The following is a 12,248-nucleotide window of genomic DNA, read 5'->3' as shown; positions in this document are numbered from 1 at the left end:
ACATGATGAAAAACCCGAACGACATTGGTTTCATTCACGATATCGCTAGCCTTGACTCGCTTCGTCAGAAAGCCGTTAGCGGTAAAGAGGGTGACGACGAAGCGGCATTGAATGCGGCGGCTCGTCAGTTTGAATCGATTTTTACCTCGATGATGCTGAAATCCATGCGTGATGCCAATACGCATTTTGAGTCGGACTTAACCAATAACGGCAACGGTCAATTCTATCGTCAAATGCTCGATGACCAGATGGCGAGCGAACTGAGCTCCTCAGGTTCGCTTGGTCTTGCTGACATGATCGTAGCGCAGCTTGGTAGCGCTCGTGCTCCTGAAGCGCAGGCGGCGGCAAACACTGAGCTAAGAGTTCGCAGTCAAGCCTTCGATTTGCCAGAGCGCCAGCCATATGATGAAGCGAAAGCACGCCAAACGGCTGCAGCACTGGGACTTGATGGACCAAGAACGAAAGCCAAGGCAGTAGATTTTGATACACCAGAGAACTTTGTGTCTTCGCTTAAACCTTATGCGGATCGCGCAGCGCGCTCCCTTGGCGTTGATTCTTCTTTGCTATTGGCGCAAGCCGCTCTCGAAACAGGGTGGGGGCAGAAAGTGGTCAACAATAGCCAGGGTAGTAGTAACAACCTATTTAATATCAAGGCTGATCGCAGTTGGCATGGCGATAAAGTGGCAACGCAAACCCTTGAGTATCATCAAAACGTACCTGTTCAAGAGCGCGCAGCATTCCGCTCTTATCGTAGCTATGAAGACAGCTTCAATGACTATGTGAAGTTCTTGAATGAAAACCCGAGATACCAAACCGCACTGACTCGTAACCAAGGCTCTGAGTCGTTTATTCGTGACATTCACAAGGCGGGCTATGCAACAGACCCAAGTTACGCCGATAAGGTATTAAGAGTGAAGAAGCAGATTGATGACATGTCGATGTAGCTTACGTTCTATTTATACTTCTTCTTGCTCGGCTCCTATGTCGAGCGAGTTTGTTTTTAACGTCACCTAATCCATCTAACAGCGCTAGATTCTGTCGCTTTTCTTCTTAAAAACCGCGTATTTATAATTACTTACATCATGTGGCATGTACTTTGCATTTACTAAGATAAGCACGGGCAAATCATACTGATTTTTGCCCGATTTTGAGGTTTTTGGGGGCGATATGGCGTCAGATCTTCTGAATGTAGGTACACAAAGTGTCCTCACAGCTCAGAGACAGTTAACTACGACTGGTCATAACATTTCTAATGCAAATACAGAGGGTTACAGCCGTCAATCTGTCATCCAGGGTACCAACGACCCTAGGCAGTTTGGGGGGCAAACCTACGGTATGGGCGTGCATGTGGAAAATGTTCGCCGCTCGTGGGATCAGTTTGCCGTTAAAGAGCTAAACATGGCAACCACACAGATGAACTATCGCAACGAGAATCTGGCAAACCTAGATTTGCTCTCGGGTATGTTGTCTTCTGTGGCATCCAAGAAAATCCCAGAAAACCTCAACGACTGGTTCGATTCTGTTAAGACACTCGCCGACACCCCAAATGATGTGGGTGCTCGTAAAGTGGTGCTTGAGAAAGCAGATCTGATTCGCCAAACCATGAACAACTTTCACGAGTCTGTTCGCCAACAAGCGGACACCGCGAATAAAAAGCTCGACATGGGCATTGAGCGTGTTAACCAGCTTGCGGTTGAAATTCGAGATATTCACCGTTTGATGATGCGAACACCAGGGCCTCATAACGATCTCATGGATAAGCATGAGCTGTTAGTCAAAGAGTTATCAGAATACACCAAAGTCACGGTGACTCCTCGTGCAAATGCTGAAGGTTTTAACGTTCATATCGGTAATGGTCATACCCTAGTTTCTGGTACTGAAGCCAGCCAGTTGAAGATGATCGACGGCGTGCCCGACGTTCACCAACGACGCTTGGCAATGGTCGAGGGCAAAGGAATAAAAGCCATTAAATCCGATGATATTGGCGGCAAAATTGAAGGTATGCTCGACCTACGCGACAAAGAAATTCCATACATCATGGATGAACTTGGGCGTTTATCTACCGCCTTTGCCTTTGAAGTGAACAAGCTGCAGGGGCAGGGTCTAGACCTTAATGGTCAAGTCGGTGCGGACATCTTTGTGGACGTAAATACCGAGGTAATAGCCAAGTCGCGAGTGGTGGCGTCTCCGAATTCGAAATCGGATGTAGCGGTATATATCGCTGATACCAGTGAGCTACAAGGCGGCGAATACGCGCTTAAATACGATGGTGCTAACTATGTGGTGACTAAGCCTAATGGTGAGAATCAAATCGTTGAGCTTAATGCGGGCGCGAGTGCTTTCTATCTAGATGGCATGGTGGTTAACATCAAAAATGCACCAGAGTCTGGTGAGAAGCTATTGCTTCGCCCAACCCGAAATGGCGCCGCTACGTTGCAAATGGCAACCACAGATCCGAAAACCATTGCCGCTCACAGCTTCGAGGCTTCAACGACTCATGCACAAGGTAGCGCGAAGTTTACGATTACTGGCGCAGGGCAACTTCGTGAGTTCGAGGTTCATGTATCGCCGACAGGCAAAGAGTTTGCTGTTACCGATACCAAAGGCAACGTGCTATTAACGCCGCAGCTTTATCCGCCAACAGAACCTGTCACTGTTTTGGGGACGACGTTTGAACTTACCGACGGCGCACTGCCAGGCGACAAGTTCACCGCGAACCTAAACCCTGCTGAAGGTGACAACGGCAACCTGCGTAAAATGCTGAACATTCAAACCAATAAGACCATGAATGGTGGTGAATCGACGCTAATCGATGTTTACCACAACCTGAACACAGACGTTGGTCTTAAAGCCTCGACGGCGACACGCTTACAAGAAGTGGCAAATCTAGAGCATGAATCAGCAAAAAGCCGTATTGCATCGATATCTGGGGTCAACCTGGATGAAGAAGCGGCAAACATGATGAAGTTTCAGCAAGCTTACATGGCCTCTTCGCGAGTGATGCAAGCCGCGAATGAAACCTTCGATACCATTTTGGCACTGCGATAGGAGGTGATGGAACATGATGAATCGTATTTCTAGCTTTCACAGCTATCAGACAGTTCAAAATGATTTGCGCAGGCAAGAGAACAAGATTCACCACAACCAGGCGCAGCTAGCGTCTGGCAAACAGTTGCAAAAGCCGGCAGACGATCCGCTGGCGATTCACTATCTTCAGAAAGTCGGTCAGCAAACCGAGCAGCTTAAGCAGCACACAGATTCTATTGTTTTGTCTCGTAACCGTCTAGAGCATCAAGAGGTGATGCTACGTGAGACAGAGCAGTTCACCGATCACGCCAAGCGTTTGACGATGGAGTCAATCAACGGCGCGTTATCACCACAAGATAGAGAAGCGAAAGCGCGTCAAATTGAAGAGCTTGCTGCCAACTTTTTAGCGCTGGCCAACAATCAAGACGAGTCAGGCAATTATACCTTTGCGGGTACTAAGCCAAAGACACAGCCGTTCTTTGTCGACAGCAACGGCAAAATGTCGTACGCAGGTGATGATTATCAGCGCAAGATGCGCATCTCTAACAGCATGGAAATCCCGACGAGTGATCCTGGCAGTAAGTTGTTTATGGAAGTCGATAATCCGTTTGGTGACTATGCGGCCAAATACCAGCTACAAAACGCTTCGGAACTGCTTCTCGACAAAGCGACGAACACCAACTCGAATGACAACAATCGCTATAAAGTGACGTTTGTCGATATGGGTAACGATCGTTTTGGTTACCAGCTTGAGCAGAATGGCTCAGTGGTCAAAGCTGGCGACTTCGACCCTAAAACGGGGGTCGAATACGAAGGCTTGAACATTCGCATTAAAGGTCAAATTACGCCTGGTGATGCGATAGAGCTAGAGCCTCGCCAGACCTTTAGCGTATTCGATAGCTTTAGAGACGCAATCTATTGGATGGACTACGACGTATCGGATGCGAGCTCTAATGCGCAGCTTCACCAGGTGACGGAAGAGTTTAACGCTGCGTTTTTGCATCTAACAAAGTCCAGAACGGACGTAGGTGCGAGGCTAAACACCCTAGATATTCAAGAGCAGCAGCATGAAGACTTTAAGATCTCGCTGGCTCGCTCAAAAAGTAATTTTGAAGATCTTGATTATTCAAAAGCGGTTATCGAATTTGAAGAGAACTCAAGAGCTTTGCAGGCGTCACAGCTTGCCTTTGGTAAAACCAAGGACTTAACACTGTTTAACTATCTATAGGATTGATTACCTCTCTGGTTATCGGTTGCCCTATGAGCTCAGCCTTAGGTGCAGATAACGAAAGCGGTAGTGTTGAAACGACAGCGGTAAAGCTGAAACGACGAAGCGGCAAGCTAGTAGACTAGAGCCTTGCCACTTGCATCAATAGATAGAACTTAATTCATTTGCTGATCAAATGTGATTTAGTTAAGTTATTGAAATAAAACATTATAAATATAATTCACGATTAACTTTAAAACTTGGCACGTGATTTGTATTAATAAGATTTGAACAACCAAGACTTTGCCGTTTTAGCAAAGCTTGATTACGTGAAAATGATTAGATACTCCATCTGATACGGGGTATCAGGTGGATGTAGACGGCCGGTTTTAGCCAAAGACTGGTGGTTTGATCGCAATCCAACTTGAAACGCTTGCGAACTCATTTAGGAGAGCAACATGGCAATTACAGTAAGTACTAACGTTTCGGCGATGACCGCACAGCGTTATCTCAACAAGTCCTCGAACGACCTTAATACGTCGATGGAACGTTTGTCTTCGGGTCACAAGATCAACAGCGCGAAAGATGACGCGGCGGGTTTGCAAATCTCCAACCGTCTTACAGCGCAGTCTCGTGGTCTTGATGTTGCGATGAGAAACGCAAACGACGGTATTTCGATTGCCCAAACCGCTGAAGGTGCGATGAACGAGTCGACCAATATCCTGCAGCGTATGCGTGACCTTGCGATTCAATCATCGAACGGCACAAACTCTCCGTCAGAGCGCCAAGCAATCAACGAAGAATCAATGGCACTGCAAGCGGAGCTTAACCGTATTGCAGAGACGACATCATTTGGTGGTCGCCGCCTGTTGAATGGATCGTTTGGCGATGCGTCATTCCAAATTGGCGCAAACTCAGGTGAAGCGATGATTATGGGTTTGACGAGTGTTCGTGCTGACGACTTCCGTATGGGGGGTACCACCTTTACAGCGGAGAACGCTAAAGATGCGAACTGGTCAGTTGCACCGGACGCCAATAACCTTAAGTTCGAGTTTACCACCAAAGCGGGTGAGGAGATTTCTATCGACCTGTTTGCAAAAGCGGGCGACGATATTGAGCAGCTAGCGACTTACATTAACGGTCAGTCAGACCTTGTGAGCGCATCCGTTGGTGATAATGGTGAGTTACAGATCTTTGTAGCAGAGCCTGCGCTTGAAGGAGACATGACCATCTCTGGAAACCTAGCATCCGAGCTTGGTTTATCGAGTGAAGGCACGCTAACTACGGTTCAAGACATCGATATGACTACCGTTGCCGGCTCTCAGAATGCCATCTCGGTTATCGACTCTGCGCTTAAGTATGTAGACTCACAGCGCGCTGATTTGGGTGCCAAACAAAATCGTTTGAGCCACAGTATTAATAACCTAGCGAACGTCCAAGAAAACGTTGATGCGTCGAACAGCCGCATTAAGGATACCGATTTCGCCAAGGAAACAACCGCAATGACCAAGAACCAGATCCTGCAGCAAGCGGGTACCTCGATTCTTGCTCAAGCGAAACAGTTGCCGAACTCTGCGATGTCTCTACTACAATAGTAAGGACATCCAGACAAAGCAGAGGGTAACTAGCCAGACGTGGCGTACCTACCCAACTGCTTGGCAAGCATACTTAGTGAAAGTGTTGGGGCTCTCTCTCTCAACCTGCCCTGATACGGCCATTAGGTATGTCGGATAGCCAGATTGTGTTCATTTCTCTTGATCTCCACACAGGCCATGGCTTCCATCCAGCCCCAGTTCTCTCAAAGGAATAGGGGCTTTTTCTTTTTTAGCCCCCTCAACTTTTACCTTCAGCTCCTCGCTTTTCAACGGCAAATACAAACGAAAATCTGACTGTTTCGGCACTGCTAAACGGATCTTTAGCGCTTTTTTGTTATTTTGTTGTCGTTTGCTCAATTCCTAACCAAACGGATGTTTTATCGATTTTTTTCTCGTTTTTTCCTAAAGGTTTTATTTGCCGTGTCGTTAAAAGATTAACTTTGAGAGAACTACTTGGTTTTCCGAGACGTCGGAAACCGCTACACCGGAAAATCAATTGGAGAAACAACATGGCAGTGAATGTAAACACAAACGTATCAGCGATGACTGCGCAGCGTTACCTAAACAACGCAAACCAGGCTCAACAAACGTCAATGGAGCGTTTGTCTTCTGGTCACAAAATTAACAGCGCAAAAGACGACGCAGCGGGTCTTCAAATCTCTAACCGTTTGAACGTACAAAGCCGTGGTCTAGACGTCGCAGTACGTAATGCCAACGACGGTATCTCAATCGCACAAACAGCAGAAGGTGCGATGAACGAGACAACGAACATCCTACAACGTATGCGTGACCTATCGCTTCAATCCGCGAACGGCTCAAACTCAAAAGCAGAGCGTGTAGCGATTCAAGAAGAAGTGACGGCACTGAACAACGAGCTAAACCGTATTGCAGAAACCACATCATTTGGTGGTAACCGTCTTCTAAACGGCACGTACGGTACTCAGTCATTCCAAATTGGTGCTGACAATGGTGAAGCTGTGATGCTAAGCCTACGCGACATGCGTTCAGACAACGAAATGATGGGTGGTTCAAGCTACCAAGCAGCGAACGCGAAAGACAAAGACTGGAGCGTAGCGGCGGATGCAAACGAGCTAACCATCACGCTAAAAGACAGCTTTGGTCAAGACCAAGCACTGACCATCAATGCGAAAGCGGGCGATGACATCGAGCAGCTAGCGACATACATCAATGGTCAAACAGACCTAGTGAAAGCGTCAGTAAACGAAGATGGTCAGTTACAAGTATTTGCAGGTAACAACAAAGTAGACGGTGACGTGAGCTTTGGTGGCAGCCTAGCGGGTGAGCTTGGTATGCAAGACGCGCAAGCAGTTACGGTTGATACTATCGATGTCACTACAGTAGGCGGCGCTCAAGAGTCAGTCGCGATTCTCGATTCAGCGTTGAAGTATGTAGACAGCCACCGTGCGGAGCTGGGTGCATTCCAAAACCGTTTCAACCACGCAATCAACAACTTGGATAACATCAACGAGAACGTGAATGCGTCGAAGAGCCGTATCAAAGATACCGACTTTGCGAAAGAGACGACAGCGATGACGAAGAACCAGATCCTATCGCAAGCATCAAGCTCAATCTTGGCACAAGCGAAACAAGCGCCAAACGCGGCACTAAGTCTACTAGGCTAATCGCTCGCGCTGATTTAAGCGTTCAAGAACGACAAAACCAGAGCCTCGGCTCTGGTTTTTTGCATTAAATGATTGCTCCTTTCCAATCAGGGATTTCTTACCTTCATCCAGCCGAATTATTTAGATCAAGCTCACATTTATTCAATCAATTGAATTTACTCCAAAAAAAATCACTTTTTTTTCTAAAGCTTCTAAATGAATCGCCGTTACAGGGATTGAGAGAAATGAAATCAGATGTGCCAACGTGAGGTGAGAGACACAGAGGCCATCTACCCCTAAATGCCTAAGGAGATCAATATGGCAATTAATGTAAACACTAACGTGTCTGCAATGACCGCCCAGCGTTACCTGAACAACGCTGCGGAAGGTACACAAAAATCAATGGAGCGTTTGTCTTCGGGCTATAAAATCAACAGCGCGAAAGATGACGCTGCGGGTCTACAGATTTCTAACCGCTTGAACGCGCAAAGCCGCGGTCTTGATATGGCGGTGAAAAACGCAAACGACGGTATCTCTATTGCACAAACCGCTGAAGGTGCAATGAACGAGACTACAAATATCCTGCAACGTATGCGTGACCTATCACTACAATCTGCAAACGGTTCTAACTCAAGAGACGAGCGTGTTGCGATTCAAGAAGAAGTGACTGCGCTTAACGACGAACTTAACCGTATCGCAGAAACAACGTCATTCGGTGGTAACCGTCTTCTAAACGGTACTTACGGTACTCAGTCTTTCCAAATCGGTGCTGACTCTGGTGAAGCAGTAATGCTTACTATGGGTAACCTACGTTCTGATACAGCAGAAATGGGTGGTAAGAGCTACGCAGCGAACACAGGCAAAGATGCTAACTGGACGGTTGGTACTGATACTGAAATCACTATGAGCTACACCAACAAGCAAGGTGATGACGTTAATCTTACTATCAACGCTAAACAAGGCGATGATATCGAACAGCTAGCGACTTACATCAACGGTCAGAGCGATGACGTTAAAGCATCGGTTGGCGAAGACGGCAAAATTCAGCTGTTCGCTTCTACTCAAAAAGTAGACGGTGAAGTGACGTTTGGTGGTGCTCTAGCTTCTGAACTCGATCTAGGTGACGCGAAAGACGTGACTGTTAAAGACGTAGATGTAACGTCAGTAGCGGGTGCTCAAGAAGCGGTGGCTATTCTTGATGGCGCATTGAAGAGCGTTGACTCTCAACGTGCAGAACTGGGTGCATTCCAAAACCGTTTCAACCACGCTATCAACAACCTAAGCAACATTAACGAAAACGTAAATGCATCAAATAGCCGTATCAAAGATACAGACTATGCTAAAGAGACAACTGAGATGACTAAGAATCAAATCTTGCAACAAGCAAGTACTTCGATTCTTGCTCAAGCGAAACAGTCTCCATCGGCGGCGCTTAGCCTACTAGGCTAATTTCGTCGTAGACCTTAGGCAAGGTTGGTTGGCGGTAACGTCCCTTTACCGCCAACTCCCAATTTCAATGTTATTGCTCAACGAGAAGTACCTCAGTTGGAGTTGGACAATACAAGGTTAGAACAGGGAGAGCGAGAATGGACATTTCATCCTACGCATCGAACATTCAGCCTTTTGCCTCATCGAATGGCACAGAACTTGCTTCAAAGAATACTAACAATGCCGCCTCTCAACAGGTAACGACAGAGAAAAAAGAGGAATCTCAGTCGGTTGAAGGGGTCAATAAAACTGAGACGCCGGAGCTTTCTAATAAGAAGGCGACGGAGATGATTCAACGCATCGCCAATGAACGACAGCAACTGAATGATGCTGAGCGCGAAAAGATGGTAGAGCGACTGGATAAGTTCTTAAGTGACATGAATACGGGTTTGTCGTTTCGTGTCGATGAAGATACAGGTCGCAATATTGTCACAGTGTATGCGAAAGAAAGTGGTGACGTTATTCGCCAGTTTCCTGATGAAGAACTACTTGAAGTTTTAAAGCGCATTGAACAGCATGGCTCGTTAACCATAGACATGCTGGTTTAATGTCTGACCTGATTGGGTCAGGTTGGTATAGATTTGCAGTAGTTTGGTGAGTAATGGGTCCGATAGGGATGTCATCTGGCATGGATATCAATTCCATGGTGAGCAAGATAGTCGATGCTGAGCGTATTCCAAAGCAGCAACGTATCGACTTCGAGCGCGCAAAAATTGATACCAGTATCAGTGCCTATGGACGACTCAGAGAGTCACTCGATACGATGAAAAATCTGATGGCAAACTTTCGCCAGGAAAAGGCGTTTGCACTTCGCAGTGTGAACACCACTGAAGAAAGTGTTGTCACAGCAACAGCGACGACTGATGCGATCGCTGGCAAATATGCTGTCGATGTATTGCAGCTTGCACAGAGCCATAAAATCGCTTCTGATGTTATTCCAGAAGACACACGATTTGGCCCAGGTAAGCTGCAAATTTCTCTTGGCGACGAGCAGTTCGACTTTTCCCTCCGCAAGAATTCCAAACTCACCGATGTCGTGAGAGCGATTAACGGTGCTAGCGACAACCCCGGCGTTCGAGCCTCCATTATTAAAGACCGTAATGGGCCGAGACTTATCGTTGCCTCCAACCAATCTGGCGCTGAAAAAGCCATCAGCATCAATGTCGATGCAGAAGTGGGTAACGATCTCTATCGATTTGAATATAAGACGATTGAGCAGCGAGTTCGCGATCTAGAAAAAGCGCAAGCTGAAGCCTTAAGCGTGCTAGGTATGCCAACGGGCGAAGACGCGGTAGACGGTGAGCTTAGCCCAGAAGAAGCGGCGAAAGTCGGCGAATCAGAAAAAACGGATGAAGAATTAAATTCTGCTGAGCAAACCAAGGTAGAAGAGGCTGTCAAAGAAGGCGAAGAAAACGCCGCACAGACTCAAGAGGCAAAATCTGGCCGCCCTGAAGATAGTATTCCTGGCTGGACAGAAACCGCGTCGGGCACCCTTATGGATTCTTATCAAGCACCGAAGCCTGAGCTTGATGAGAAAGCCATCGAAAAATCAAAAGATGTGCCGGGTTGGTCGAACACCGCATCAGGCACGCTGACGGATTCTTATGTCACGCCAGCAGAAGCCCAAGCCAAGCTAGAAGAGGAACTTGCGGCTGAGAAAGCGGCCATCGCCAAGGCCGTTGCCGATGGCGATATGACGGAAGAGGAAGCGAAAAAGCTTGAGCGTGAAAAACTCTCTCCAGAAGAGCGAGAGCGTTTAGAGAAAGTGGAAGCAATTCAAGCTGAACTAGCTGAAGCGCAGCGCTCAATGCAGGTTTATATGGGGATGTCTGAAGTTCAATCTGCCCAAGATTCTGTCGTGTTACTTGATGGAGTCGCTGAGCTTTCCAGTCACAACAATGTGATTGAGGACGCGATTGAAGGTGTCGATCTGACGCTCAAAGGCACCACCAAACCGGGCGAGCGCGCTGCAGAAATTGGTGTCGAGTACGATAGAGAAAGTGTTCGTGCCGACATCGAGCAGTTTGTTGCCGCCTATAACCAATTTTTCCAAGTGTCACAGGATCTAGCCAAAGTTGATCCAGCGACAGGAATGGCAGGGCCACTTGCCGGTGATAGCATCGTGCGTAGCGCAGACTCTCGTTTAAAAAGCGTGTTTTCGGCCAGCATTGAGAATGCACCTGAGGATCTGAAGACACTGACAGAGTTCGGTATCACCACCACTCGTGCGGGTAATCTCGAAATCAATTATCAGCTTTTGGATAAGCAGCTCAACAACAACTTCAATAAGCTAGAAGACTTCTTTGGTGGCAATAACGGCTTTGCTAAAAAGGTCGAAGATGCGATCCACAGTATGACGGGCATGACAGGTTCAATTCGTACCCGTGAAAAGAGTCTCACAGAACAGAACTATCGACTTAACGATGACCAGGTCGCGCTCGATCGGCGCATGCAAGGCATTGAGAAGCGAACTCAAGACAAGTTCGCGGCGATGCAAGACGCCACGGGTAAGATGCAAGCTCAATTAGCAGGCATGATGAATGCACTGTCGTAATCGTGTTGGGGAAGGGCATTTAAATGCATATTTTCAATGAGTTAAGTGATTTGGATCACCGTTTATTATCATTGATAGAAAATATTGACCCAGAGACTGAAGAAATTCATCAACTGGTCGATAAAAGAGAACAAATAGTCAAAACCATCATTGATGTCTGCAAAAGGAATCCGAACCTGCAGCAAAGTGCCCAATGGAAACAAGTCGTCGAGTCGACGCGCCATATCACGGTACTTATGGAATCGAAAACGGAACAGCTGGGACAGTCGTTAAGAAAATACCGACATGGTAAACGTTCCTTACAGCAGTACAAAAATTATATTTGAGAGGATAGTGATGCGTGGTTCATTGCAAGCATATAAGAAAGTTTCAGTAGACAGCCAATTGACGGCTGCCTCGCCGCACAAAGTTATCCAAATGCTGATGGGTGGAGCGATAGAGCGTTTGATCCAAGCAAAAGCGGCGATGGAACAAGGCAATATTCCAGTGAAGGGTGAGCGTATCGGTAAAGCGCTGGACATCATTATCGCGCTGCGTAGCTGCCTATCGATGGACGATGGCGGTGATATTGCGAAGAACTTAGACCAACTGTATGAGTTCATGATCACGCAAATTTCAGCGGCTAATCATGAAAACAATCCGCAACCAATTGATGATGTTATAGAAATTATCCGCGAGATAAAATCTGCTTGGGATCAAATTCCAACTGATTATCACAACCTAACTGCTCAAGAAGTAGGTATTTAAGCGGAATA

11 protein-coding genes are annotated in these 12,248 nt (G+C 47.0%); 10 read left to right on the top strand and 1 reads right to left on the bottom strand.

Features of this window, described 5'->3' with window-relative positions; genetic code table 11:
* Nucleotides 1-2 precede the first annotated feature (2 nt).
* From flgJ to AC6I8Y_RS12080, 4 genes are all read left to right on the top strand, one after another.
* Nucleotides 3-944, top strand: coding sequence for a flagellar assembly peptidoglycan hydrolase FlgJ (gene flgJ / locus AC6I8Y_RS12095; protein WP_394150602.1), 942 nt, complete (start codon nt 3-5; stop codon nt 942-944).
* 223 nt (nt 945-1,167) lie between these two features.
* The gene (flgK, locus tag AC6I8Y_RS12090) at nt 1,168-3,048 is read left to right on the top strand and encodes a flagellar hook-associated protein FlgK (protein ID WP_252011568.1); all 1,881 of its coding nucleotides are present in this window, start codon (nt 1,168-1,170) and stop codon (nt 3,046-3,048) included.
* Between the two features lie 13 nt (nt 3,049-3,061).
* On the top strand, nt 3,062-4,255 hold the full coding sequence (flgL, locus tag AC6I8Y_RS12085) for a flagellar hook-associated protein FlgL (RefSeq protein ID WP_128650685.1): 1,194 nt from the start codon (nt 3,062-3,064) through the stop codon (nt 4,253-4,255).
* 437 nt (nt 4,256-4,692) lie between these two features.
* Nucleotides 4,693-5,829, top strand: a complete 1,137-nt coding sequence (locus AC6I8Y_RS12080; protein ID WP_498017847.1) for a flagellin — start codon at nt 4,693-4,695, stop codon at nt 5,827-5,829.
* Nucleotides 5,830-5,979: 150 nt separating this feature from the next.
* Here the strand turns inward: AC6I8Y_RS12080 and AC6I8Y_RS12075 are convergent, their stop codons facing one another.
* Nucleotides 5,980-6,186 (bottom strand): hypothetical protein, encoded by a 207-nt coding sequence (locus AC6I8Y_RS12075; protein WP_498020253.1) that lies wholly within the window; start codon nt 6,184-6,186, stop codon nt 5,980-5,982.
* A gap of 152 nt (nt 6,187-6,338) precedes the next feature.
* Here AC6I8Y_RS12075 and AC6I8Y_RS12070 point away from each other — a divergent pair, with 152 nt between their 5' ends.
* The 6 genes from AC6I8Y_RS12070 to fliS all read left to right on the top strand — a co-directional run bounded on the left by AC6I8Y_RS12070 (nt 6,339) and on the right by fliS (nt 12,240).
* Nucleotides 6,339-7,472, top strand: a complete 1,134-nt coding sequence (locus AC6I8Y_RS12070; protein WP_234495348.1) for a flagellin — start codon at nt 6,339-6,341, stop codon at nt 7,470-7,472.
* A 297-nt stretch (nt 7,473-7,769) separates the two neighbouring features.
* Nucleotides 7,770-8,900 (top strand): flagellin, encoded by a 1,131-nt coding sequence (locus AC6I8Y_RS12065; protein ID WP_042478446.1) that lies wholly within the window; start codon nt 7,770-7,772, stop codon nt 8,898-8,900.
* A gap of 137 nt (nt 8,901-9,037) precedes the next feature.
* The gene (locus AC6I8Y_RS12060) at nt 9,038-9,487 is read left to right on the top strand and encodes a flagellar protein FlaG (protein ID WP_498020252.1); all 450 of its coding nucleotides are present in this window, start codon (nt 9,038-9,040) and stop codon (nt 9,485-9,487) included.
* A gap of 53 nt (nt 9,488-9,540) precedes the next feature.
* Complete coding sequence (gene fliD, locus AC6I8Y_RS12055) at nt 9,541-11,493, top strand: flagellar filament capping protein FliD (protein WP_498020251.1); 1,953 nt, start codon at nt 9,541-9,543, stop codon at nt 11,491-11,493.
* Between the two features lie 23 nt (nt 11,494-11,516).
* Nucleotides 11,517-11,819: a flagellar protein FliT gene (locus AC6I8Y_RS12050; protein ID WP_042478451.1), complete on the top strand. Its 303-nt coding sequence runs from the start codon at nt 11,517-11,519 to the stop codon at nt 11,817-11,819.
* Nucleotides 11,820-11,829: 10 nt separating this feature from the next.
* The gene (fliS, locus tag AC6I8Y_RS12045; RefSeq protein ID WP_042478453.1) at nt 11,830-12,240 is read left to right on the top strand and encodes a flagellar export chaperone FliS; all 411 of its coding nucleotides are present in this window, start codon (nt 11,830-11,832) and stop codon (nt 12,238-12,240) included.
* The last annotated feature ends 8 nt before the right edge of the window (nt 12,241-12,248 follow it).

Source organism: Vibrio sp. KUL78 (assembly GCF_059725505.1).
The sequence above is the reverse complement of the archived record's forward strand: the minus strand, read 5'-3'. Positions and strand labels throughout refer to the sequence as shown.

Coding starts and splice junctions, on each gene's coding strand:
- flgJ (WP_394150602.1), top strand. CDS start 3: ATGATGAAAAACCCGAACGACATTGGTTTCATTCACGATATCGCTAGC.
- flgK (WP_252011568.1), top strand. CDS start 1,168: ATGGCGTCAGATCTTCTGAATGTAGGTACACAAAGTGTCCTCACAGCT.
- flgL (WP_128650685.1), top strand. CDS start 3,062: ATGATGAATCGTATTTCTAGCTTTCACAGCTATCAGACAGTTCAAAAT.
- AC6I8Y_RS12080 (WP_498017847.1), top strand. CDS start 4,693: ATGGCAATTACAGTAAGTACTAACGTTTCGGCGATGACCGCACAGCGT.
- AC6I8Y_RS12070 (WP_234495348.1), top strand. CDS start 6,339: ATGGCAGTGAATGTAAACACAAACGTATCAGCGATGACTGCGCAGCGT.
- AC6I8Y_RS12065 (WP_042478446.1), top strand. CDS start 7,770: ATGGCAATTAATGTAAACACTAACGTGTCTGCAATGACCGCCCAGCGT.
- AC6I8Y_RS12060 (WP_498020252.1), top strand. CDS start 9,038: ATGGACATTTCATCCTACGCATCGAACATTCAGCCTTTTGCCTCATCG.
- fliD (WP_498020251.1), top strand. CDS start 9,541: ATGGGTCCGATAGGGATGTCATCTGGCATGGATATCAATTCCATGGTG.
- AC6I8Y_RS12050 (WP_042478451.1), top strand. CDS start 11,517: ATGCATATTTTCAATGAGTTAAGTGATTTGGATCACCGTTTATTATCA.
- fliS (WP_042478453.1), top strand. CDS start 11,830: ATGCGTGGTTCATTGCAAGCATATAAGAAAGTTTCAGTAGACAGCCAA.